This is a genomic window from Pseudomonas sp. LAIL14HWK12:I10, from assembly GCF_900184205.1.
GTDB lineage: Bacteria > Pseudomonadota > Gammaproteobacteria > Pseudomonadales > Pseudomonadaceae > Aquipseudomonas > Aquipseudomonas kermanshahensis.
This window is the reverse complement of the sequence record NZ_FXWU01000002.1, coordinates 544,967-569,017: the sequence shown is the minus strand read 5'-3', so window position 1 is coordinate 569,017 and position 24,051 is coordinate 544,967. Positions and strand designations below refer to the sequence as shown.

Below are 24,051 nucleotides of genomic sequence, written 5' to 3'. Positions count from 1 at the left end.
CCGCAGGGGGTTATTGAGGAGCTCGCATGACCAAACAACACGCCTTTACTCGGGAAGACCTGCTGCGCTGCAGTCGCGGTGAGCTGTTCGGCCCAGGTAATGCGCAACTGCCCGCGCCGAACATGCTGATGGTCGATCGCATCACCCATATCAGCGAAGAAGGCGGCAAGTACGGCAAAGGTGAATTGGTCGCCGAGCTGGATATCAATCCGGACCTGTGGTTCTTCGCCTGCCACTTCGAAGGCGACCCGGTGATGCCGGGCTGCCTGGGCCTTGACGCCATGTGGCAGCTGGTCGGTTTCTTCCTCGGCTGGCAAGGCCTGCCGGGCCGCGGCCGTGCGCTGGGTTCGGGTGAAGTGAAGTTCTTCGGCCAGGTATTGCCTACCGCCAAGAAAGTCACTTACAACATTCATATCAAGCGCGTCCTGAAGGGCAAGCTGAACATGGCCATCGCCGATGGCTCGGTCAGCGTCGACGGCCGCGAGATCTACACCGCCGAAGCCCTGCGGGTCGGCGTGTTCACCTCCACTGACAATTTCTAAGGGTTATTCGCATGCGCCGCGTCGTTATCACTGGTCTGGGCATCGTATCGTGCCTGGGCAATGACAAAGAGACCGTCACCGAAAACCTGCGTAACAGCCGTCCGGGTATCCGTTTTAACCCGGAATACAAGGAAATGGGGCTGCGCAGCCAGGTTTCCGGGTCGATCGACCTCAACCTCGAAGAACTGATCGACCGCAAGGTCTACCGCTTCGTCGGCCACGCCGCGGCCTACGCCTACCTGGCGATGCAGGACGCGATCAAGGACGCCGGCCTGACTGAAGAGCAGGTTTCCAACCCGCGTACCGGCCTGGTTGCCGGCTCCGGCGGCGCCTCGACCCTGAACCAGATGGAAGCGCTGGACACCCTGCGCGAGAAAGGCGTCAAGCGCGTCGGCCCATACCGTGTTACCCGCACCATGGGCAGCACCGTTTCGGCTTGCCTGGCCACGCCGTTCAAGATCAAGGGCCTGAACTACTCGATCTCCTCCGCCTGCGCTACCAGTGCACACTGCATCGGCACCGCGCTGGAGCAAATCCAGTGGGGCAAGCAAGACATCGTCTTCGCCGGCGGTGGTGAAGAAGAGCATTGGAGCCAGTCGTTCCTGTTCGATGCCATGGGCGCCCTGTCGACCAAGCGCAACGAAACCCCGGAACTGGCCTCGCGCGCCTACGACAACGACCGTGATGGCTTCGTCATCGCAGGCGGTGGCGGCATGGTGGTAGTCGAGGAGCTGGAGCATGCTCTGGCCCGTGGCGCCAAGATCTACGCCGAAATCGTTGGCTACGGCGCGACCTCCGACGGCTACGACATGGTTGCCCCAAGCGGCGAAGGCGCCATCCGCTGCATGCAGCAGGCACTGTCCACCGTCGACACCCCGATCGACTACCTGAACACCCACGGCACCTCGACCCCGGTCGGTGACGTTGCCGAGATCAAAGGTGTTCGCGCCGTGTTCGGCGACAAGGCACCGAAGATCAGCTCGACCAAGAGCCTGTCGGGCCACTCGCTGGGCGCCGCTGGCGTGCACGAGGCGATCTACTGCCTGCTGATGATGGAAAACAACTTCATCGCCGGCTCCGCCAACATTGACGAGCTGGACCCGGAAGTCGCCGACCTGCCGATCCTGCGTCAAACCGAAGAAAACGCCAAGATCGATACGGTCATGAGCAACAGCTTCGGCTTCGGCGGCACCAACGCTACCCTGGTGCTCAAGCGCTGGGAAGGCAAGTAAGGCCTTGAAGCAGTAATGAAAACGCCCCGACTGGTTCGGGGCGTTTTCTTTTGTGTTACCTAGCCTTGGGCAACACAGCCAGAAAATTATCCTTGGCCACCTTGTGCGCCACCGCCTCCGGCAACGCATCCAGAAACGGCTTGAACCCGTGCATCTGCTCGCCAAGGCTCCCAAACTTGCCCACCACATCCGACCCGAGCATGAACCGCTCCGGGTAACGTTCTACCAACGCCACCCAAACCTTGCGCGGCACACCCTTGTCATCCAGCAGATAAGGCTCGAGCACGCTCCACGACAGGTCGACATACAGGTTCGGGTAATCCTCCAGCAACCGCGTCAGCACCGGCAGCAGAAAGTCCATCTGCGTCTGATGCCGATGAATTTCCATGCTGCTGCCAGCATGCGCCCAGATGAAACGCGTGTGCGGGTGATTGCGCAGCGGCTCTTCGATTTCGGCCAGGTACAGTGGGTTGCGCTCACGCTTGGAGGTGATGTTGGAGTGCAGCAGCACTGGCAAGTCCCGCTCGGCCGCCAGGTGATAGATGCGGGTCATGGCCTCGTTGTTGGCGCGCGGAGTGTCACCGCTGGTCAACGCCGTCAGGTCGTCGTGGCGGGTGAACACCTCGCCAATGCCCTGCCAGAGCCCAGGGTAGAGATCAAGCATGCGCTCGATATGGCTGACCGCGTTCTTGTCCACCGGGTTGAAGCCGGTCAGAAACGGATGAAAGCGCTTGCGCTGCGCTGCGGGCAGTTCTTGCACCGCTGCCGCCACGTAGGTATCGGTCGCGCTGTACCAATAGGCATCGGCGTCGTCCCCGGCGTAGTAGCGCGGGCGCTTGGGTTCGTCCTCATGCCATTTCTTGGCCACCGGAATACCAGAAATCATCGACTGCTCGATGCCGGCTTCATCCATGGCCTTGATCAACGCCGGCATGCCTTCCGTCTCCTGGAAAAAGTCGACGTAGTGCAGATGGGCATCACTGTAGCGGTAATCACGCGCCTGCGCCGACAGGCACACCCCTGCGCACAACAACGCGCCAGCCAGCATTCTGGCGATCATGGGCAGCTTCCTTCTCCTGGTTCGAACAGGGTAGACCGACCGCCAAGCGCAGCAGTTCAGCCATACCCGGCAAACCGCTATGCTTGGAGCACTTGCAACCTGCCTGGAGCCCCTCATGAGCAGCCCCCTGGTCATCCGCCCACGTGCCGAGTCGGTCGAGGGCCAGCCGATTTTGCGCCCGCTGCCCTCGGCCCAATGCCGCAGCGTCGGCCCGTTCGTGTTCTTCGACCATATGCTCGAAACCGACTACGCCCCAGGCCATGGCATGGACATACGCCAGCACCCGCATATCGGCTTGTCGACGCTGACGTACCTGTTCGAAGGCGAGATCCTGCATAAGGACAGCCTCGGCTCCGAACAGCACGTGAAGCCGGGCGATGTCAGCTGGATGACGGCAGGCAGTGGCGTGGCGCATGTCGAGCGCACCCCTGCCAGTGCGCTTGCCCGAGGCTCGCGCCTGCATGGCCTGCAGGTGTGGCTGGCGTCACCCCGCGCGCTCGAACAAGGCACGCCCCATTACAGCCACCACCCGGCGGCTAGCCTGCCGGTGAGCGATAGCCTTGGTGTGCGCATCTGCATGATTGCGGGCAGTGGCTTCTGCCTCGAATCGCCGGTGCCCGTGCTCTCCCCTACCCTTTACGCGCATGTGCAGATGCAGCCCGCCACTGCATTGCGGGTACCTGATGAGCCAGTGCAACGGGCGCTCTACCTGCTGGATGGCGAGTTGATGCTCAATGATGAGGAGGTTGAGCCATGCAGCCTGGTGGTACTGCCCGAGGGTGAGCAGATGACATTGTATGCAGAGGGTGAATGCCAGCTGGTGTTGATCGGCGGCGAGCCACTGGATGGGCCGCGGCGGATGAACTGGAATTTCGTGGCGAGCGATCCGGCCTTGATCGAGCAGGCCAGGGTGAGGTGGGCTGCGGGGGATTGGCCTACGGTACCGGGGGAGACCTCGCGTATCGCGTTACCAAGATAAATGGGGGGCCGCTTTGCTGCCCAATCGCTGGCAAGCCAGCTCCCACAGGGTCCTCACAGGGTCTGAGCCTGCGCAGATACCTGTGTGCGGGCTTGCCCGCGAAGAGGCCGGGACAAGCACCACAAGACAGTTGCTCCCACAGGTGCGGCGCTAGACTTGGAGGCTACACAGTTCGGGTGGGAGCCGGCTTGCCGGCGAGAGGGCCGCGCAGCGGCCCTTATGCACTGTCAGCGTTGGAACACTTCAGTCAGCAGATTGTGCATCGAGCGGAACGCCCGCTCCGATGTCTTGCGGTCGTACTGCATCTTGCCCGGTACATTGGCATTCGGGTCAGTGAACGAGTGCACCGCACCACCATAGCTAAGCAGCTGCCAATCGACCTTGGCCGCGCTCATCTCCTCCTCGAACGCCGGCAGTTGCTCCTTCGGCACCAGCGGGTCCGCTGCGCCATGCAACACCAGCACCGAGCCCTTGATACGCTTGGCATCTTCAGGATTCGGGGTGTCCAGCGTGCCATGGAACGACACCGCCGCCTTCAGGTCGGCGCCCGTACGCGCCAGCTCCAACGCACAGCAACCGCCGAAGCAGAAGCCGAAGGTGGCCACCTTGCCAGGGTCCAGCAGTGCCTTCGACTGCGCCAGCAACTGCGACAGCGCTTCATTCATGCGCTTGCGCAGCTCGGCGCGGTCGTTCTTCAGGGGCATCATCGCCGCACCTGCCTCGTCGGCATTGGACGGCCGCACCGACTGCCCATAGAGGTCGGCAATCAGCACCACATAGCCCTTCTCGGCCACTTCCTTGGCAATGCGCTCGGCACCTTCGCCAATACCCATCCAGTTCGGCGCCATCACCAGGCCAGGCTTAGGTAGCGCACCGGGCTCATGGACCAGACGGCTTTCATACGTTTTGCCGGACAGGTGATAAACCAGCGATTCGACGATTACCTTGCTCATCAAGCACTCCTTAAGGCTTCACCATGAAAAAAGCCCGCCGAAGCGGGCTTTCCTTTGCATCAACTCAAGCAGATAGCTCGACCAGCAGCTTGTTCAGGCGACGAACGTAGGCCGCCGGGTCTTTCAAGCTGTCACCGGCCGCCAGGGCCGCCTGATCGAACAGGATGTGCGACAACTCGGCGAAGCGGTCTTCGCTCTGCTCGTTATCCAGCTTCTCGATCAGCGGGTGGGTCGGGTTGAATTCGAAGATCGGCTTCGAATCCGGCACCTTCTGCCCGCTGGCTTCGAGGATCTGACGCATCTGCAGGCCCAGGTCCTGTTCGCCGATGGCGAGGATAGCCGGCGAGTCGGTCAGGCGGTGGGAAACACGCACCTCGGCAACGCTTTCACCCAGCGCGCCTTTCAGGCGCTCGACCAGGCCCTCCTTGTCTTTAGCGACTTCTTCCTGAGCCTTCTTGTCTTCCTCGGAGTCCAGCTTGCCCAGGTCCAGGTCGCCGCGGGCAACGTCGACGAAGCTCTTGCCGTCGAACTCGTTGAGGTAGCTCATCAGCCACTCATCGATACGGTCGGTCAGCAGCAGGACCTCGATGCCTTTCTTGCGGAAGACTTCCAGGTGCGGGCTGTTCTTGACCTGCGCGTAGGTCTCGCCGGTGAGGAAGTAGATCTTGTCCTGGCCTTCCTTGGCGCGACCCAGGTAGTCGGCCAGGGCGACGCTCTGCTCACCGCTGTCGTCATGGGTGGAAGCGAAGCGCAGCAGGCCTGCGATCTTCTCTTTGTTGGCGAAGTCCTCGGCCGGGCCTTCCTTCAGCACCTGGCCGAAGTTTTTCCAGAAGCCCTTGTACTGCTCAGGCTCGTTCTTCGCCAGCTTCTCCAGCATGTCCAGCACGCGCTTGGTCAGCGCAGTCTTCATCGAATCGATGATTGGGTCTTTCTGCAGGATCTCGCGCGACACGTTCAGCGACAGGTCGTTGGAGTCGACCACGCCTTTGATGAAGCGCAGGTACAGCGGCAGGAACGACTCAGCCTGGTCCATGATGAACACGCGCTGCACATACAGCTTCAGGCCACGCGGTGCTTCACGCTGGTACAGGTCGAACGGCGCGCGGGCCGGCACGTACAGCAGCGAGTTGTATTCGAGCTTGCCTTCGACCTTGTTGTGGCTCCAGGCCAGCGGGTTTTCGAAGTCATGGCCGATATGCTTGTAGAACTCCTGGTACTCCTCGTCCTTGATTTCGGTACGCGGACGGGTCCACAGGGCGCTGGCGCGGTTGACGGTTTCCCATTCCTCGGCGGGCTGTTCTTCGCCTTCGGCAGCGGCTTGCTCCTTTGGCAACTGGATCGGCAGGGCAATGTGGTCGGAGTACTTCTTGACCAGGTTGCGCAGGCGCCAGCCATCAGCAAACTCCTGCTCGTCCTTCTTCAGGTGCAGGACGATGCGGGTACCGCGCTCTGGCTTGTCGACGGTTGCGACTTCGAACTCGCCCTCGCCTTTCGACGACCAGTGCACACCCTCGGAGGCTGGCTGGCCAGCACGACGGCTATAGACGTCGACCTTGTCAGCCACGATGAAGGCCGAATAGAAGCCCACACCGAACTGACCGATCAGGTGCGAGTCCTTCTTCTGGTCACCGGTGAGGTTCTTCATGAAGTCGGCGGTGCCGGACTTGGCGATGGTACCCAGGTGGGTGATGACGTCTTCGCGGCTCATGCCGATGCCGTTGTCGTCGAGCGTGATCGTACCGGCGTCCTTGTCGAAGCTCAGCCGAATGCGCAGATCCGCGCCGCCCTCGAGCAGTTCCGGCTTGGCCAAGGCCTCGAAGCGCAGCTTGTCAGCGGCGTCGGAGGCATTGGAAACCAGCTCACGCAGGAAGATTTCCTTGTTGGAATACAGCGAGTGAATCATGAGGTGCAGCAGCTGCTTTACCTCGGTCTGGAAGCCCAGGGTTTCCTTTTGTGTTTCCACACTCATGGTCTTCAAAACTCCGATCAGATGACAGTGGGCGCCTGGCAGCCGGTTCGGCCTGCGTTAATGGCGGATGTCATGCAGATGGGGGCTGCCCAGACGATTTCAAGGGCTTTTCCGGTTCGATCTTGAAATGCGCCCGCGCAGTGGCAATTGGCGACTGCCGATCACCCTGCCAGGCGGTGATGGCGACATTGGTCACCCGCCGCCCCTGGCGCCACAGCTGGCACTGGGCATACGTGTCGCGAAAATGCCCGGCGCGCAGGTAGTCGATGGAGAAGTCGATGACCTTCGGAATGCTCGCACTCTCGCTGAAGATCAGCAGATACAGCGCTGCGGAAAGCTCCATGAAGCCTGCGATCACCCCGCCGTGGATCGCGGGCAGTAAAGGGTTACCAATGTTGTCTGCACTGGCGGGCAGGCGAAACAACAGGTCCTCGCCCTCGCGCTCGCATTCGATGCCGATCAAGCCAGCATAGGGAATCAACGCCAGCAGGGGCCGGTAGTCACCGACCGCATGGGCCGCATTGAGCTGCTGACGGATTTCGAGCGGGATCATGCGTCACCTTCCTTGAGCCGGTTGCCAAAGCCGAGGCCGCCCTTGACTTGCGGCCCCAGGCGCATGAACGTGCCTACCACCTGGCAGATCGGCCGGTCGGGGTCGTCCTGGTAGGCGCTGCCACGGGTGAAGATCACATCCCGGGTAACCCGATAACACTGGGCGTGGCCAAAGATGTCCTTGCCGGCTTCGGCCGCGTGCATGTAGTCGATGCGCAGGTCCAAGGTCGGGCACACCTCGAATCGCGGCAGTGCACACAGGGTGGCCATGCCGCAGGTGGTGTCCAGCAACGTGGTCAGCGCCCCGCCGTGCACCGCGCCGGTTTGCGGGTTGCCGACGATCACAGGCGACCACGGCAGGATCAACGTCATGCCGTCGGCGTCGGCATGTGCCACGCGCATGTGCAACAACTGACAATGCTTCAAGGCCGACAGAAAACGTTCGGCCATGGCCATCAAGCTTGAATCGCTCATCGCAAGTTCCCGGGCCGCTGATGCAACGGCATAAAAACGTTAAAAAGTCTATATAGAACGGGGGGTTATATATCTGTAACCTTCGCGGAACTTCTTCCGCGTAGTTGCACTCGAAGGAACAAGTCACTTATTCCACCAAGGAGAAACACCCCCATGCGTAAACCTTTTGCTTTTGCTCTCATGCTGGCTGCTACCATGGGCCTGGCCGCTTGCGATAAAGCGAGCGAAGATAAAGCCCAGGACGCGCAGCAACACGCTGAGCAAGCCCAGGAAAAGATGGGCGAAGCTCAGGATAAGATGAACGAAGCCGCCAAGGAAAACGCCGAAGCCGCCAAAGATCAGGCCGAAGCGCAGCAGAAGGCAGCTGAAGAAGCCGCTCCGTCGACGGAAGCAGCACCTGCTACTCCGGCCGAACCTGCCAAGCAGTAATCGGCGCGTACAAAAAAACCCGACAATGTCGGGTTTTTTTGTACCTGCAGTTTAAAGATTAAACGTTTCAGGCACCGGAAACGGAACTTTCTTTAGCGGTATCAATCGGCGCACTTTCCGTGGGCGTGTACACCATCACATCCAGCACATCGGAATGGAACTCGCGGCGGTACAGAATCAGCACTACGCCGACACTCATGCCCATAAATAACCAGGGGCTGATAAACCAGCTCAACATGGCCATGCCAAAGTAATAAGCGCGCAACCCGAAGTTGAACTGGTTGGCCGCCAGCGACAGCACCCTCGCCGCCCGTGAGGCAAATGCCTTGCGCTCCAGTTCATTGACCAGGCGCTCACCAATCATTGGCGCAGAGCCGACCAGCACGGCTGCAAAGTTGTACTGGCGCATGCACCAGCTGAAGGTGAAAAAGGCATAGACGAACACGGTCGCCAGGCACAGCAGCTTGATTTCCGACATGCCCTGGGACGCCTGCTGCACCAAGGGCAGGTCAGCCAGCAGCGACAACGCCCGGTCCGAAGCGCCGAGCACAGTCAGAATACCAGCAAGAATGATCAGGGTGCTGGAGGCAAAAAACGAGGCATTGCGCTCCAGGTTGCCGATCACGCTGGCGTCAGCAATGCGGTTGTCGCGCAGCAACATGCGGCGCATCCAGTCTTCACGGTACAAGTGCAGCACGCTGGCCAGGCAGGCGGTGTCGCGGCCTTTCCAGATGGCATAGCGGGTATAGCCGCCCCAGCAGGCGACAAACCAGGCGATTGCCAGCAGGTTGTTGAGATTGCTTTGAATGAAGTTCATGCAGGTTTCCCGAAAGCCAGGTGCACAAGAGTAGAGACCGCATTTCGACGCCCGCAAGCCCGGAAAGACACACCGCTGTCACAAATTGTTTTTGCCTGCCCAGCCCATCGCCGGTGCACACAAACAAAAACCCCGCGCCCTTTCGGACGCGGGGTTTTCAAGTTTGAACCGCTGGCAGGCACCCTACGGCTTGTGGCCGGTGCCGCCCTCAGGCTTCAACCTATCAAGCCAGCGCTTCGCGCGGCTTGCCCAGCATGCGGTCGCAGACCACAGCAGCGGCCAGGGTGACCACCGACGGCACCAGCCAGGCCAGGCCTTGATCGCTCAGCGGCAGGTGTGCAGCGGCGTCCGGCAGGACATGCGCCAGGCTGCTGCCTTTGATCGCGTCGACAATACCGAACACCAGCGACACCAGCATGACCGGCGCAAGAATGCGCGTTGGCGAGTTCCACAGGTCCTTCACGAAGCTCAGGCCCACCACCACGATGCACGGCGGGTAGATTGCCGTCAGCACCGGGATCGAGAACATGATCAGCTTGGTCAGGCCCAGGTTGGAAATCAGCAGCGAGAAGCCCGCCAGGATCACCACCAGTGCGCGGTACGACAGCGGCAGAATCTGGCTGAAGTACTCGGCGCACGCGCAGGTCAGGCCAACCGCGGTCACCAGGCACGCCAGGGCGATCAGCACGGCCAGGAAGCCGCTGCCCAGCGAACCGAAGGTGTGCTGCACGTAGGCATGCAGTACGGCTGCGCCGTTGGTAGCGTCAGCCGCGATTTCGTGGCTTCCAGCACCCAGGCGGAACAGGCTGATGTACACCAGTGCCAGGCCCACACCCGCGATCAGGCCGGCGATGATGGCATAGCGGGTGATCAGCTTCGGCGATTCGACACCGCGCGAGCGGATCGCATTGACGATGACGATACCGAAGACCAGCGCGCCCAGGGTGTCCATGGTCAGGTAACCATCGGAGAAGCCCTTGGAAAACGCCGCGGCGGCATAGGCCGGTTGCGCTTCACCAATGGTGCCGGCAGGCAGCGCGAACGCGGCGATGCCCAGCACGGCCAAGGCGATGATCTTCAGCGGTGCAAGGAAACGCCCCACGGTATCGAGCAGTTTGCCCGGATACATGGACACCGCCAGCACCACGATGAAATACACCAGGCTGTAGATGAACAACGCCAACGGGCTTTCACCGGTCAACGGCGCCACACCGACCTCGAACGACACGGTCGCGGTACGCGGCGTCGCGAACAGCGGGCCAACCGACAGGTAGCACACGGCGGCCAGCAGGCCACCGAAGAACTTGCCGATCGGGCTGCTCAGGGCATCCATGCCGCCACCGACCTTGGCCAGCGCGACCACGGTGATGACGGGTAGGCCCACGGCGGTCACCAGGAAGCCAAGGGCCGCCATCCACACGTGCGGGCCAGACTGCAGACCGACGATAGGCGGGAAGATGATATTGCCGGCGCCCACGAAAAGCGCAAACGTCATAAAGCCAAGCGCCAGGATATCCTGGCCTTTTAGAACTTTCATTTAAGGTAGTACCACACTGCTGAAATCGGGATTCGAGAGGGGATTTCCCTATGGATGAGGGAAATGCTGCCCGGCTTGGTGAGCCAGACCCGTTTAGCGTGTCGTTCCCTTTTGGGGGACGGGCACAGAGTGAACGCGTAGATTAACTGTTTTAGCAGTTAAACGCACTGGCACAGTGCTGCTTGTCCGATGTGCGTATGTGTTTGTCGTCTGTGCGGCCGGGGACGGGGTAATTATCGCAGCGCGGCGGAAAGTGTCTGTGTGAAAATCCCTATCAAACCCATCGAAAAACCCACTGTATGCCTCTCCCCTTGTAGGAGCAGCCTTGTGCTGCGAAGAGGCCAGTGTGGGCAATAGAGATTAAGGGTGGCTGCACCGGCCTCTTCGCAGCACAAGGCTGCTCCTACAGAATCGGCTAGCTGTGGATTGCCACAACCCGTAAACGACAAAGGCCACCCGAAGGTGGCCTCTGTGCGCGTGGGGGGTGAAGCGTATTACTTCTTGGCTTCCCAGCCAGTCAGCTCGGCCAGGGCCTTGCCGATGTCGGCCAGCGAACGCACGGTTTTAACACCGGCGTCCTGCAGCGCAGCGAACTTCTCGTCCGCAGTGCCTTTGCCGCCAGAGATGATGGCGCCAGCGTGGCCCATGCGCTTGCCCGCAGGTGCGGTAACACCCGCGATGTAGGAAACGACAGGCTTGGTGACGTGGGCCTTGATGTAGGCCGCGGCTTCTTCTTCAGCCGAACCACCGATCTCACCGATCATGACGATCGCTTCGGTCTTCGGGTCTTCCTGGAACAGCTTCAGGATGTCGATGAAGTTGGAGCCTGGGATCGGGTCACCGCCGATGCCGACGCAGGTCGACTGGCCGAAGCCGGCGTCGGTGGTCTGCTTAACGGCTTCATAGGTCAGGGTGCCGGAACGCGAAACGATACCGACCTTGCCTGGCAAGTGAATGTGACCTGGCATGATGCCGATCTTGCACTCGCCTGGGGTGATGACGCCTGGGCAGTTAGGGCCGATCAGGGTAACGCCCAGCTCGTCGCACTTGACCTTGGCATCCAGCATGTCCAGGGTAGGAATGCCTTCGGTGATGCAGACGATCAGCTTGATGCCGCCGAAGGCCGCTTCCAGGATCGAGTCTTTGCAGAACGGAGCCGGAACGTAGATGACCGAAGCATCAGCGCCGGTCGCTTCCACAGCTTCCTTGACGGTGTTGAACACCGGCAGGCCCAGGTGGGTGGTGCCACCCTTGCCTGGGGTAACGCCGCCGACCATCTTGGTGCCGTAGGCGATGGCTTGTTCGGAGTGGAAAGTACCCTGCGAGCCGGTGAAGCCCTGGCAGATGACTTTGGTGTCTTTATTGATCAGGACGCTCATTACTTGCCCTCCGCAGCTTTGACAACTTGTTGAGCAGCGTCGGTCAGGCTGGTTGCCGCAATGATGTTCAAACCGCTTTCTGCCAGTACTTTAGCGCCCAGTTCAGCGTTGTTGCCTTCGAGGCGAACGACGACCGGAACTTTAACGCCGACTTCTTTCACTGCACCGATGATGCCTTCGGCAATCATGTCGCAGCGAACGATGCCGCCGAAGATGTTGACCAGAACGGCCGCGACATTGCTGTCGGACAGAATGATCTTGAAGGCTTCGGTAACGCGCTCTTTGGTAGCACCACCACCTACGTCGAGGAAGTTGGCTGGCTTGCCGCCGTGCAGGTTGACGATGTCCATGGTACCCATGGCCAGGCCGGCACCGTTGACCATGCAGCCGATGTTGCCTTCCAGGGCCACGTAGTTCAGCTCGAAGCTGGCAGCGTGGGCTTCACGAGGATCGTCCTGCGACGGGTCGTGGAAGGTTTTCAGCTTAGGCTGACGGTACATGGCGTTTGCGTCGATGTTGATCTTCGCATCCAGGCAGTGCAGGTCGCCGTCGGCCTTGATGACCAGCGGGTTGACTTCCAGCAGGGCCAGGTCGTGTTCTTTGAACAGCTTGGCCAGGCCTACGAAAATCTTGGCGAACTGAGCAACTTGCTTGCCTTCCAGCCCCAGCTGGAATGCCAGTTCACGACCCTGGAACGGCTGAGCGCCGACCAGCGGATCGATAGTAGCCTTGATGATCTTCTCAGGAGTTTCGTGAGCGACTTTCTCGATGTCCACGCCACCTTCGGTGGAGGCCATGAACACGATGCGGCGGCTCGAGCGATCGACTACAGCGCCCAGGTACAGCTCTTTGGCGATGTCAGTGCAGGATTCGACCAGGATCTTGGTCACTGGCTGACCGTTGGCGTCGGTCTGGTAGGTTACCAGGCGCTTGCCCAACCATTGCGCAGCGAACGCCTTGGCGTCTTCCTTGCTGCGAACCAGCTTGACGCCGCCCGCTTTACCGCGACCACCTGCGTGAACCTGGGCTTTAACAACCCACTCGGAACCGCCGATCTTGTCGCAAGCTTCTGCTGCAGCTTCAGGGGTATCGACAGCGAAACCCTTGGAAACTGGCAGGCCGTATTCAGCGAACAGCTGCTTACCCTGATACTCGTGAAGATTCATGCTTTTTACCGTCTTCGTTAGGTACTGCGCTTCGGCGCTGCGCCATTGCTGGCGCCGCACCACCTGTGACCGTTAACCCCGGGTTATCCCGTGTAGTCCGATCCGGCGGACTTTCCGCGGTGAGTCATGCACGCAAGACTCACGACGGGCAGCCCGCCGTGGTTTCTTATAATTAACGCTTCTTACGGTTGGCCACGTGAATGGCGCCGCCATTCACTGCCAGCGCTGCTTCATGCAACGCTTCGGACAGGGTTGGATGGCTGAAGACCATCATGCCCAGATCCTCGGCACTGGTGCCGAATTCCATTGCGATTGCGCCCTGCTGTACCAGTTCGGCAGCCGATGGGCCAATCACGTGCACACCCAGTACGCGGTCGGTCTTGGCGTCAGCGATAACCTTGACGAAACCACCGGTGTCGTTGGCTGCCATCGCACGGCCGCTGGCCGCGAACGGGAAGGTGCCTACGTTAACCTCAACACCCTCGGCCTTCAAGGACTGTTCGGTCTTGCCGACCCACGCGATTTCCGGGTGGGTGTAGATAACCGATGGGATCAGGTCGTAGTTCATCTGGGCCTTGTGGCCTTTGATGCGCTCGACAACCATGATGCCCTCTTCCGAGGCCTTGTGCGCCAGCATCATGCCACGTACCACGTCACCGATGGCGAACACGCCCGGCACGCTGGTAGCGCAGTGATCGTCGACGAAGATGTAGCCACGTTCGTCGATGGTGACGCCGCTGTCGGAAGCCAGCAGATCAGTGGTCACTGGACGACGGCCGACCGCAACGATCAGCTTGTCGAAGGTGATCTTCTGTTCGCCTTCGGCATTGGTGTAAGTCACTTCGACTTCGTTGCCGTTGACTTTCGAGCCGGTGACGCGAGCGCCCAGCTTGATGTCCAGGCCTTGCTTGGTCAGGGTCTTCTGGGCTTCTTTCGACACGGCGGTGTCGGCAGCCATCAGGAAGGTGTCCAGGGCTTCCAGGACGGTGACTTCAGCACCCAGGCGAGCCCATACAGAGCCCAGCTCCAGGCCGATCACGCCCGCACCGATCACACCCAGACGCTTTGGAACCGACTGGAATTCCAGGGCGCCGGTGGAGTCGACGATGACGTTCTGGTCGACAGGAGCCGGCGGAATGTCGATCGGACGCGAGCCGGAGGCCAGGATCACGTTGTCGGCTTCGATGATTTCGGTGGTGCCGTCAGCTTTGGTGACTTCGACTTTCTTGCCGGCCAGCAGTTTGCCGTGGCCCTGGATCGAAGTAACGCCGTTAGCCTTGAACAGGGTAGCAACGCCACCGGTCAGGTTCTTGACGATGCCAGCCTTGCGGCCAACCATCGCGGCGACGTCCATCTTCACTTCGCCAGTGGAGATACCGTGGACGTTGAAGCTCTCTTTGGCTTCCTTGTACTTCCAGGAGCTGTCCAGCAGCGCCTTGGACGGAATGCAACCTACGTTCAGGCAGGTGCCGCCCAGGGCCAGTTTGCCCTCGGCGTCGGTGTATTTCTCGATACAGGCAGTCTTCAGACCAAGTTGGGCAGCCTTGATGGCAGCCACATAGCCGCCAGGACCTGCACCAATCACCACTACGTCGAATTTCTGGGTCATAAAAGATTCCTTATCAGCTACAAGCTACAAGCCGCGAACCGCACGGCCCCGCCTCTTTCGAAGCCAGGGGCCGAACGGTACGCAGCCAGAGGGTTAGATGTCCAGCAGCAGGCGAGACGGATCTTCCAGCAGGTTCTTGATGGTGACCAGGAAGGTTACCGCTTCCTTGCCGTCGATCAGGCGGTGATCGTACGACAGCGCCAGGTACATCATCGGGCGGATGACCACTTGACCATTGATGGCCATCGGGCGCTGGATGATGTTGTGCATGCCGAGAATGGCAGCCTGCGGCGGGTTGACGATCGGGGTCGACATCATCGAACCGAAGGTACCACCGTTGGTGATGGTGAAGGTGCCGCCGGTCATTTCTTCGATCGACAGTTTGCCATCACGGGCCTTCTTGCCGAAGGTGGCGATGCCGTTCTCGATTTCAGCCAGGCTCATCGACTCGGCGTTACGCAGCACCGGTACTACCAGGCCACGGTCGCTGGAGACGGCAACGCCGACGTCGGCGAAACCGTGGTAGACGATGTCGTTGCCGTCGATCGAGGCGTTGACAGCCGGGAAGCGCTTCAGGGCTTCGGTGGCAGCCTTGACGAAGAACGACATGAAGCCCAGGCGTACGCCGTTGTGGGTCTTCTCGAACAGGTCTTTGTACTTCGAACGCAGGGCCATGACTTCGGTCATGTCGACTTCGTTGAAGGTGGTCAGCATCGCCATGTTGGACTGGGCTTCGACCAGACGCTCGGCGATCTTGGCACGCAGACGGGTCATCGGCACGCGCTTCTCGGTGCGATCGCCAGCGGCGGTCACAACCGGGGCAGCAGCGGCAGCGGCAGGCTTGGCAGCCGGCGCAGCAGCAGGTGCAGACTTCTTGTTGGCGACTGCAGCGACAACGTCTTCCTTGGTGACGCGACCGCCTTTGCCGGTGCCGGCAACGGTAGCCAGGTCGATGCCGTTCTCTTCAGCCAGCTTGCGTGCGGCAGGCGCGGCAACCGGGTCGTCTTCGCCAGCATCGGCGGCAGCGGCAGCCGGGGCAGCAGCGGCCGGAGCAGCAGCAGGCGCAGCGGCAGCGCCACCTTCAACGATCGAACCCAGCAGCTCGTCGGACAGGACGGTATCGCCCTCGCCCTTGACGATGTCACCCAGCACGCCATCGGCGGTGGCCAGGACTTCCAGGACGACTTTGTCAGTCTCGATGTCGACGATCAGCTCGTCACGCTTGACGGCGTCGCCCGGCTTCTTGTGCCAGGTGGCAACGGTGCCGTCGGCGACCGATTCCGGGAAGGTTGGGGCTTTGATCTCGATAGCCATTATCAGTGTTTCCTTAAATTCGGTTTCAGGTGCGCGAAGGCGTTAAACAGTGAAGGCGTCTTGCAGCAGTTTTTCCTGCTGTTCGGCGTGCTTCGAAGCGTAACCACAGGCTGGCGCGGCAGACGCGTCGCGGCCGGCGTATTCCAGGACCAGTGCCTTGTTGTGGCGGCCCAGGATACGGCGCATGTGGTGCTGGCTGCTGTACCAGGCGCCCTGGTTCATCGGCTCTTCCTGACACCAGACTGCATGCTTGAGGTTGGTGTACGGCGCCAGGATTTCGACCAGGTCGTCTTCCGGGAACGGGTACAGCTGCTCGATACGCACGATGGCGATGTCTTCGCGGCCTTCGGCACGGCGTTTTTCCAGCAGGTCGTAGTAGACCTTGCCGCCACACAGCACCAGGCGCTCGACCTTGGCTGGATCCTGGGTGTCGATTTCCGGGATCACGGTCTGGAACGAGCCTTCTGCCAGGTCTTCCAAGGTCGAGACGGCCAACTTGTGGCGCAGCAGCGACTTCGGCGTCAGGACGATCAGCGGCTTGCGCAGCGGACGGATGACCTGGCGACGCAGCAGGTGGTAGATCTGAGCTGGGGTGGTCGGTACGCAGACCTGAATGTTGTGCTCGGCGCACAGCTGCAGGTAACGCTCCAGACGCGCGGAGGAGTGCTCCGGGCCCTGCCCTTCATAGCCGTGCGGCAGCAGCATGGTCAGACCGCACAGACGGCCCCACTTGTGCTCGCCGCTGGTGATGAACTGGTCGATCACCACTTGCGCGCCGTTGGCGAAGTCGCCGAACTGGGCTTCCCAGATCACCAGCGCGTTCGGCGTGGTGGTCGAGTAGCCGTATTCGAACGCCAGTACCGCTTCTTCCGACAGGAAGGAGTCGTACAGGTCGAAGCGCGGCTGGCCTGGGAACAGGTTCTGCAGCGGCACGTAGGTGCTGGCGTCCTTCTGGTTGTGCAACACCGCGTGGCGGTGCGAGAAGGTGCCACGGCCGATGTCCTGGCCGGTCATGCGGATCGGGTGACCTTCGAACTGCAGGGTGGCGTATGCCATGGTCTCTGCATAACCCCAGTTGATCGGCAAGCCACCGGCCTGCATCTTCTGGCGATCTTCGTAGATCTTCGAGACCTGACGCTGAACCACGAAACCTTCTGGCAGCTCGAGCAGCTTGGCCGACAGGTCTTGCAGGGTCTTGAGGTCGAAGCGGGTGTCGTGACGCGCAGTCCAGGCATGGCCCAGGTACGGACGCCAGTCGACGAACAGTTCGCGGTTCGGCTCCTTGACCAGGCTCTTGACCACGTGCAGGCCGTTGTCCAGGGCGTTACGGTACTCGTCGATCTTGGCCTGAGCACGCTCGGCATCGATGCGACCAGCCTGGATCAGCGCTTCGGCATACAGCTCACGGGTGGTGCGCTGCTTGCTGATCTGCTGATACATCAGCGGCTGGGTACCGTTCGGCTCGTCGGCCTCGTTGTGGCCGCGACGGCGGTAGCAAACCAGGTCGATGACCACGTCACGCTTGAACTGCATGCGGTAATCGATGGCCAGCTGGGTCACGAACAGCACGGCTTCCGGGTCATCACCGTTGACGTGCAGGATCGGCGCCTGAATCATCTTGGCAACGTCGGTGGCGTACTCGGTGGAACGCGAGTCCAGCGGGTTGCTGATGGTGAAACCAACCTGGTTGTTGATCACGATGTGCACGGTACCGCCGGTCTTGAAACCGCGGGTCTGCGACATCTGGAAGGTTTCCATCACCACGCCCTGGCCTGCGAACGCAGCATCGCCGTGGATCGAGATCGGCAGCACTTTGTCGCCAACGGTGTCGTTGCGGCGGTCCTGACGGGCGCGCACCGAACCCTCGACCACTGGCGAAACGATCTCCAGGTGGGACGGGTTGAACGCCATGGCCAGGTGAACTTCGCCACCGGTGGTCATCACGTTGGAGGAGAAGCCCTGGTGATATTTCACGTCACCGGAGCCCAACTCGTTCATCTTCTTGCCTTCGAACTCGTCGAACAGCTCGCGCGGGTTCTTGCCGAAGGTGTTGACCAGCACGTTCAGACGGCCACGGTGGGCCATGCCGATCACGACTTCCTTGGTACCGTAGGAGCCGGAGCGCTGGATCATCTCGTCCAGCATCGGAATCAGGCTTTCGCCGCCTTCCAGGCCGAAACGCTTGGTGCCTGGGTATTTGGTGCCCAGGTACTTCTCAAGGCCCTCACCGGCCGTGACGCGCTCGAGCAGGTGAGCCTGCACGTCAGCGGAAAATTCCGGACGGCCGCGCACGCTTTCAAGGCGCTGCTGGAACCAGCTGCGCTGCTCGGAATCGACGATGTGGGTGAACTCGGCGCCAATGGTGCGACAATATGTCTTCTGGAGCGCCTCGGAGATCTCGCGTAGGCTCGCTTCCTCTTTGCCGATGAACAGGTCGCCGGCACGGAAGGTCGTATCAAGATCGGCATTGGTCAAGCCGTAGTGATTGATCGACAGGTCTACGGGCGCAGGGCGCTGCCACAACCCCAACGGGTCGAGCTTGGCAGCCTGATGGCCGCGCATACGATAGGCCTGGATCAGTCGCAGAACTTCAACCTGCTTCTTCTCGTGTTCACTGCTCACGCTCCCGGCGGATACCGGTTGGGCGCGGCGCTGGTTCTTTGCCAGCAGTACGAAATGGTCGCGGATTGTCGAGTGCGATACATCGGTAGCGGTGCTGCCGTCGGCTGGCAACTTCTGGAAGTAAGTGCGCCACTCTTCTGGCACAGCGTTAGGGTCGTGCAGGTAAAGCTCGTAGAGCTCTTCCACATATGCAGCGTTACCACCTGAAAGGTGGGCGCTTTCCCACATGCGCTGCATCACGCTTTCTTGCATGCTTGGTCACCCTCGGTTAGGGGACGATCGGCGAGAGCCACAGCAAACCTGGAAAAGTCCGAACACAGCGACTGAACCACGCCACTTGGATCTTGCTGATTTTCCGGGTACCAGCCCGGAAAGCCCCTGCTGGTCTCATATCTTCATAGGTAATGAGCGCGGGCTTTGTGGGCCCTTGCTCGAGTTTTACCTCAGTGCGGGCTCACCACCCGCACCTCGGCTTACTGCAGGTACAACGCTTTGAATCAGGTACCGCTTTGCAGCAGCATGTTACGTACGTGACCGATTGCCTTGGTTGGGTTCAGACCCTTAGGGCAAACGTTTACGCAGTTCATGATCCCACGGCAGCGGAAGACGCTGAACGGGTCATCCAGGGACGCCAGGCGCTCCTGGGTCTTGGTGTCACGGCTGTCGGCCAGGAAGCGATAGGCCTGCAGCAAAGCAGCGGGGCCCAGGAACTTGTCTGGGTTCCACCAGAACGACGGGCAAGAGGTCGAGCAGCAAGCGCACAGGATGCACTCGTACAGACCGTCCAGCTTGTCACGCTCTTCTGGCGACTGCAGACGCTCGATGGCCGGAGCCGGGGTGTCGTTCTGCAGGAACGGCTTCACCTTCTCGTACTGCTTGTAGAAGATGCTCATGTCGACGACCAGGTCACGAATGACCGGCAGGCCCGGCAGCGGGCGCAGCACCAGCTTGTTGCCCTTGACCACGCCCGACAGCGGGGTGATGCAGGCCAGGCCGTTCTTGCCGTTCATGTTCATGCCATCGGAACCGCACACGCCTTCACGGCAGGAGCGACGGTACGAGAAGCCCTCGTCCTTTTCCTTGATCAGTGCCAGTACGTCCAGGACCATCAGGTCCTTGCCGCCGGTATCGACGTCGAACGACTCCATCTTGGGCGCCGAGTCGGTGTCGGGGTTGTAACGATAAACTTCGACTTTCAACATAGCAGCCACCCTTAGTAAGTCCGGATTTTAGGCTCGAAGGCCGGCACGGTCTTCGGCGCAAAGTTGACGCCGCGCTTGGCAACGCGCTTCTCACCCGGGTAGTACAGGGTGTGGCACAGCCAGTTTTCGTCGTCACGGTCTTCGAAGTCTTCACGGGCGTGAGCACCGCGCGACTCTTTACGGGCTTCGGCCGCAATGGCGGTAGCTTCGGCGACTTCCAGCAGGTTCTGCAGCTCCAGCGCTTCGATACGCGCGGTGTTGAAGGCCTGGGACTTGTCGTTGATCTTCACGTTGGCGATGCGGTCACGCAGGCCAGCCAGCTGCTCGATACCCTTCTGCATGTATTCGCCAGTACGGAATACACCGAAGTAGTTCTGCATGCAGCTTTGCAGCTCGCGCTTCAGGCTTGCCACGTCTTCGCCAGTGGTACGCTCGTTGAGCTTGTTCAGGCGGTTCAGGGCAACATCGACGTCGGTGTCGCTGGCATCGCGGTACTCGACGCCTTCGGTCAGCGCCTTTTCCAGGTGCAGGCCGGCAGCACGGCCGAACACGACCAGGTCGAGCAGCGAGTTACCGCCCAGGCGGTTGGCGCCGTGGACCGATACGCATGCCACTTCACCTACGGCGAACAGGCCCGGAATGATGTGGTCCTTGCCTTCGGCGTCCATGGTGATGGCCTGGCCATGAATGTTGGTGGCAACACCACCCATCATGTAGTGGCAGGTCGGCACGACCGGCACCGGCGCGACCACTGGGTCGACGTGGGCGAAGGTCTTGGACAGTTCGCAGATACCTGGCAGGCGGCTGTGCAGCACTTCCTCGCCCAGGTGGTCCAGCTTCAGCAGTACGTGGTCCTTGTTCGGGCCCACGCCGTTGCCGGCGATGATTTCTTTGACCATGGAACGGGCAACGACGTCGCGGCCGGCCAGGTCTTTCGCGTTCGGCGCGTAACGCTCCATGAAGCGCTCGCCGTGGGCGTTGATCAGGTAGCCACCCTCACCGCGGCAACCCTCGGTGACCAGTACACCGGCGCCGGCGATGCCGGTTGGGTGGAACTGCCACATTTCGATGTCCTGCACCGGCACACCGGCACGCAGGGCCATGCCGACACCGTCACCGGTGTTGATCAGGGCGTTGGTGGTCGAGGCGTAGATACGGCCCGCACCGCCAGTAGCCAGAACGGTGGCCTTGGACTTGATGTACAGGGTTTCGCCGGTTTCGATGCAGATGGCGATCACACCAACGAACGCACCGTCCTGGTTCTTCACCAGGTCAACGGCGTAGTACTCGTTGAGGAAGGTGGTGCCGGCTTTCAGGTTGCCCTGGTACAGGGTGTGCAGCAGCGCGTGACCGGTACGGTCGGAAGCGGCGCAGGTACGGGCAGCCTGGCCACCCTTGCCGAAGTCCTTGGACTGGCCACCGAACGGACGCTGGTAGATACGGCCGGTTTCGGTACGCGAGAACGGCAGGCCCATGTGGTCCAGCTCGAAGACCGCAGCCGGGCCTTCCTGACACATGTATTCGATAGCGTCCTGGTCACCGATGTAGTCGGAACCTTTGACGGTATCGTACATGTGCCAGCGCCAGTCATCGTTCGGGTCGGCCGAAGCGATGGCGCAGGTGATGCCGCCCTGGGCGGATACAGTGTGCGAACGGGTCGGGAAGACCTTGGTCACTACGGCAGTCTTGTGACCACCTTGAGCCAGCTGCAGCGCTGCGCGCATGCCGGCGCCGCCGCCACCAATAATGATGGCGTCGAAGGAAATAGTTGGAATGCTAGCCATGGATCAGATACCCCAGAGAATCTGCACACCCCAGACGAAGTAAGCGAACATCGCAACGCCGCATACCGCCTGGAACAGGAAACGAATCGCAGTTGCCGACTTGCCGAACGCCATTGGCGTCAGGTAGTCGGTGGCAATGGTCCACATGCCGACCCAGGCGTGAGCGCCCAGGGCAACGAGGGCCAGCAGACTGAAGATCCGCATCGCGTTGTTGGAGAACAGACCGTGCCACTGGGCATAGTCGATACCTGGGTGGGCTACGACGTAACCGATCAGGAAGAGGAAGTAAGCCGCGAGAACGACCGCAGAGACGCGCTGTGCCATCCAGTCATAGAGGCCCGAACGCGACAGGTTCGTGACATTGGTTACCATACCCAAACTCCCACCAGAACGATCACCACCACGGAGATGACAATCACGATTTTCGAGCCCAGTTTGCCGCCTTCCAGCGTCTCACCGATGCCCATGTCCATGATCAGGTGGCGAACACCTGCCACCAGGTGATACAGCAGGGCGGACAGCAGGGCCCAGGTCACCAGTTTGGCCAGCGGACTGGTCAGACACGCCTTCACCTCACCGAAGCCTTCCTCGGAACCCAGGGACTTGCCCAATGCATAAAGCATGATGGCCAGGCCGAGGAACAGGATGACGCCGGAGATACGGTGCAGAATGGACGTGTACGCGGTGATCGGGAGCTTGATGGTCCTTAGGTCTAGGTTTACAGGTCGTTGGCTTTTCACGGCTTTTTTCACACTGAAGAGCCCCTAGCGAACAGGGCAAAGTTGTTGGTAAGTGTACTGGTCAGGTACCCACCACCCAGGGAACGGCGACCCCCAGCAGTTCGGGCTTGCAAGCCCCTGGCGGTCGGGTGCCGAGTATAGACAGTTAGGCTGCTTATGACAACGTGATGGGGTAGCCCAAATAGCGCATTGCCTTTAGCGAGCAAAAGGCGTAAATGGGCGACAATTTCGAGAAAAATCAGGCCTCAGGCCCCGTTTCAACCAGCCTTTAGGCAAATTGACATCTGAATTTATCCCTCTATAGTGGTGCGGGCCCTGCGTGGGGGGTCTGTCTGATGATTTCAAGCATTAATAGGAGGCCACATGGCTGACAAAAAAGCGCAGTTGGTCATCGAGGGCGCTGCCCCCGTCGAGCTGCCCATTTTAACCGGCACCGTTGGTCCTGATGTAATCGACGTCCGCGGGTTGGGGGCCACTGGTCACTTCACCTTCGACCCTGGTTTCATGGCGACTGCCTCGTGCGAGTCGAAGATCACCTACATCGACGGCGACAAGGGTATTCTGCTGCACCGCGGCTACCCGATCGAACAGCTCGCCGAACAATCGGACTACCTCGAAACCTGCTACCTGCTGCTCAACGGCGAACTGCCGAATGCCGAGCAGAAGGCCCAGTTCGTCAGCACCGTGAAAAACCACACCATGGTTCACGAGCAGCTGAAGTCCTTCTTCAACGGTTTCCGCCGCGACGCTCACCCAATGGCGGTGATGTGCGGTGTGGTCGGCGCCCTGTCGGCGTTCTACCACGACTCCCTGGACATCAATAACCCGCAACACCGCGAAATTTCCGCGGTGCGCCTGGTCGCCAAGATGCCGACCCTGGCCGCGATGGTTTACAAGTACTCCATGGGTCAGCCGATGATGTACCCGCGCAACGACCTGTCGTACGCGGAAAACTTCCTGCACATGATGTTCAACACCCCGTGCGAGATCAAACCGATCAGCCCGGTGCTGGCCAAGGCAATGGACCGGATCTTCATCCTCCACGCCGACCACGAGCAGAACGCCTCCACCTCCACCGTACGCCTGGCAGGCTCCTCGGGTGCCAACCCGTTCGCCTGTATCGCCGCCGGTATCGCCGCACTGTGGGGCCCTGCCCACGGCGGTGCGAACGAAGCCGTATTGACCATGCTCGATGAAATCGGCGATGTCTCGAACATCGACACCTTCATCGCCAAGGCCAAGGACAAGAACGACCCGTTCAAGCTCATGGGCTTCGGTCACCGCGTTTATAAAAACCGCGACCCACGCGCTACCGTGATGAAGCAGACCTGCGACGAAGTCCTGCGCGAGCTGGGCATCAAGAACGACCCGCAGCTGGAACTGGCCATGCGCCTGGAAGAGATCGCCCTCACCGATCCTTACTTCATCGAGCGCTCGCTGTACCCGAACGTCGACTTCTACTCGGGGATCATCCTCAAGGCGATCGGCATTCCGACCAGCATGTTCACCGTGATCTTCGCCCTGGCGCGTACCGTCGGCTGGATCTCGCACTGGAAAGAAATGCTCTCCAGCCCGTACAAGATTGGCCGCCCGCGCCAGCTGTACACCGGCGAGCAGAAGCGCGACATCGTCGCCCTGACCGACCGCAAGTAAGCTCCTCGAGCCGAACGCAAAAAGGCTGCCCTCGGGCA

The 24,051-nt window shown here is 60.7% G+C and carries 21 protein-coding genes; 5 read left to right on the top strand and 16 right to left on the bottom strand.

Annotated elements, in window-relative coordinates; translation table 11 throughout:
* The first annotated feature begins 26 nt into the window (after window positions 1–26).
* Window positions 27–542 (top strand): 3-hydroxyacyl-[acyl-carrier-protein] dehydratase FabA, encoded by a 516-nt coding sequence (gene fabA, locus QOS90_RS06520; protein WP_027592861.1) that lies wholly within the window; start codon window positions 27–29, stop codon window positions 540–542.
* A gap of 11 nt (window positions 543–553) precedes the next feature.
* Complete coding sequence (fabB, locus tag QOS90_RS06515; RefSeq protein ID WP_027592862.1) at window positions 554–1,774, top strand: beta-ketoacyl-ACP synthase I; 1,221 nt, start codon at window positions 554–556, stop codon at window positions 1,772–1,774.
* Window positions 1,775–1,829: 55 nt separating this feature from the next.
* On the opposite strand, the gene QOS90_RS06510 is transcribed toward fabB, so the two are convergent.
* Window positions 1,830–2,834, bottom strand: coding sequence for an amidohydrolase family protein (locus tag QOS90_RS06510; RefSeq protein ID WP_085272568.1), 1,005 nt, complete (start codon window positions 2,832–2,834; stop codon window positions 1,830–1,832).
* 115 nt (window positions 2,835–2,949) lie between these two features.
* Here QOS90_RS06510 and QOS90_RS06505 point away from each other — a divergent pair, with 115 nt between their 5' ends.
* On the top strand, window positions 2,950–3,813 hold the full coding sequence (locus QOS90_RS06505; protein WP_085272567.1) for a pirin family protein: 864 nt from the start codon (window positions 2,950–2,952) through the stop codon (window positions 3,811–3,813).
* Window positions 3,814–4,040: 227 nt separating this feature from the next.
* Here QOS90_RS06505 and QOS90_RS06500 read toward each other — a convergent pair whose 3' ends face one another.
* From QOS90_RS06500 to QOS90_RS06485, 4 genes are all read right to left on the bottom strand, one after another.
* Window positions 4,041–4,766, bottom strand: a complete 726-nt coding sequence (locus tag QOS90_RS06500; RefSeq protein ID WP_027592865.1) for a dienelactone hydrolase family protein — start codon at window positions 4,764–4,766, stop codon at window positions 4,041–4,043.
* 64 nt (window positions 4,767–4,830) lie between these two features.
* Entirely contained in the window at window positions 4,831–6,735 is a 1,905-nt protein-coding gene (htpG, locus tag QOS90_RS06495; protein ID WP_085272566.1) for a molecular chaperone HtpG, read from the bottom strand.
* A gap of 70 nt (window positions 6,736–6,805) precedes the next feature.
* On the bottom strand, window positions 6,806–7,288 hold the full coding sequence (locus QOS90_RS06490) for a PaaI family thioesterase (RefSeq protein ID WP_027592867.1): 483 nt from the start codon (window positions 7,286–7,288) through the stop codon (window positions 6,806–6,808).
* Window positions 7,285–7,761, bottom strand: a complete 477-nt coding sequence (locus QOS90_RS06485) for a PaaI family thioesterase (protein ID WP_085272565.1) — start codon at window positions 7,759–7,761, stop codon at window positions 7,285–7,287. Before QOS90_RS06485 ends, QOS90_RS06490 begins: the two co-directional genes overlap by 4 nt.
* A 153-nt stretch (window positions 7,762–7,914) precedes the next feature.
* On the opposite strand from QOS90_RS06485, the gene QOS90_RS06480 reads away from it, so the two are divergent.
* On the top strand, window positions 7,915–8,190 hold the full coding sequence (locus QOS90_RS06480) for a hypothetical protein (RefSeq protein ID WP_027592869.1): 276 nt from the start codon (window positions 7,915–7,917) through the stop codon (window positions 8,188–8,190).
* A gap of 67 nt (window positions 8,191–8,257) precedes the next feature.
* Here the strand turns inward: QOS90_RS06480 and QOS90_RS06475 are convergent, their stop codons facing one another.
* The 11 genes from QOS90_RS06475 to sdhC all read right to left on the bottom strand — a co-directional run bounded on the left by QOS90_RS06475 (window position 8,258) and on the right by sdhC (window position 22,372).
* Complete coding sequence (locus QOS90_RS06475) at window positions 8,258–9,007, bottom strand: DUF599 domain-containing protein (protein WP_027592870.1); 750 nt, start codon at window positions 9,005–9,007, stop codon at window positions 8,258–8,260.
* 223 nt (window positions 9,008–9,230) lie between these two features.
* Entirely contained in the window at window positions 9,231–10,544 is a 1,314-nt protein-coding gene (brnQ, locus tag QOS90_RS06470; protein WP_027592871.1) for a branched-chain amino acid transport system II carrier protein, read from the bottom strand.
* 494 nt (window positions 10,545–11,038) lie between these two features.
* Window positions 11,039–11,923 (bottom strand): succinate--CoA ligase subunit alpha, encoded by an 885-nt coding sequence (gene sucD / locus QOS90_RS06465; protein ID WP_003254203.1) that lies wholly within the window; start codon window positions 11,921–11,923, stop codon window positions 11,039–11,041.
* Window positions 11,923–13,089 carry an ADP-forming succinate--CoA ligase subunit beta gene (gene sucC, locus QOS90_RS06460; protein ID WP_008091914.1) on the bottom strand — a complete coding sequence of 389 codons (1,167 nt, stop codon included), beginning with the start codon at window positions 13,087–13,089 and terminating at the stop codon, window positions 11,923–11,925. The genes sucD and sucC overlap by 1 nt, the downstream gene beginning before the upstream one ends.
* A 172-nt stretch (window positions 13,090–13,261) precedes the next feature.
* Complete coding sequence (lpdA, locus tag QOS90_RS06455) at window positions 13,262–14,698, bottom strand: dihydrolipoyl dehydrogenase (protein ID WP_027592872.1); 1,437 nt, start codon at window positions 14,696–14,698, stop codon at window positions 13,262–13,264.
* 93 nt (window positions 14,699–14,791) lie between these two features.
* Complete coding sequence (gene odhB, locus QOS90_RS06450; protein ID WP_027592873.1) at window positions 14,792–16,012, bottom strand: 2-oxoglutarate dehydrogenase complex dihydrolipoyllysine-residue succinyltransferase; 1,221 nt, start codon at window positions 16,010–16,012, stop codon at window positions 14,792–14,794.
* A gap of 42 nt (window positions 16,013–16,054) precedes the next feature.
* On the bottom strand, window positions 16,055–18,886 hold the full coding sequence (locus tag QOS90_RS06445) for a 2-oxoglutarate dehydrogenase E1 component (RefSeq protein WP_027592874.1): 2,832 nt from the start codon (window positions 18,884–18,886) through the stop codon (window positions 16,055–16,057).
* Window positions 18,887–19,131: 245 nt separating this feature from the next.
* Window positions 19,132–19,836, bottom strand: a complete 705-nt coding sequence (locus tag QOS90_RS06440) for a succinate dehydrogenase iron-sulfur subunit (RefSeq protein ID WP_008091906.1) — start codon at window positions 19,834–19,836, stop codon at window positions 19,132–19,134.
* Between the two features lie 11 nt (window positions 19,837–19,847).
* Window positions 19,848–21,620, bottom strand: coding sequence for a succinate dehydrogenase flavoprotein subunit (gene sdhA, locus QOS90_RS06435; RefSeq protein WP_027592875.1), 1,773 nt, complete (start codon window positions 21,618–21,620; stop codon window positions 19,848–19,850).
* Between the two features lie 3 nt (window positions 21,621–21,623).
* Window positions 21,624–21,992, bottom strand: coding sequence for a succinate dehydrogenase, hydrophobic membrane anchor protein (gene sdhD / locus QOS90_RS06430; protein WP_027592876.1), 369 nt, complete (start codon window positions 21,990–21,992; stop codon window positions 21,624–21,626).
* Complete coding sequence (sdhC, locus tag QOS90_RS06425) at window positions 21,986–22,372, bottom strand: succinate dehydrogenase, cytochrome b556 subunit (protein ID WP_077068487.1); 387 nt, start codon at window positions 22,370–22,372, stop codon at window positions 21,986–21,988. Before sdhC ends, sdhD begins: the two co-directional genes overlap by 7 nt.
* A gap of 351 nt (window positions 22,373–22,723) precedes the next feature.
* On the opposite strand from sdhC, the gene gltA reads away from it, so the two are divergent.
* Complete coding sequence (gltA, locus tag QOS90_RS06420) at window positions 22,724–24,013, top strand: citrate synthase (RefSeq protein WP_027592878.1); 1,290 nt, start codon at window positions 22,724–22,726, stop codon at window positions 24,011–24,013.
* Window positions 24,014–24,051: the final 38 nt, after the last annotated feature.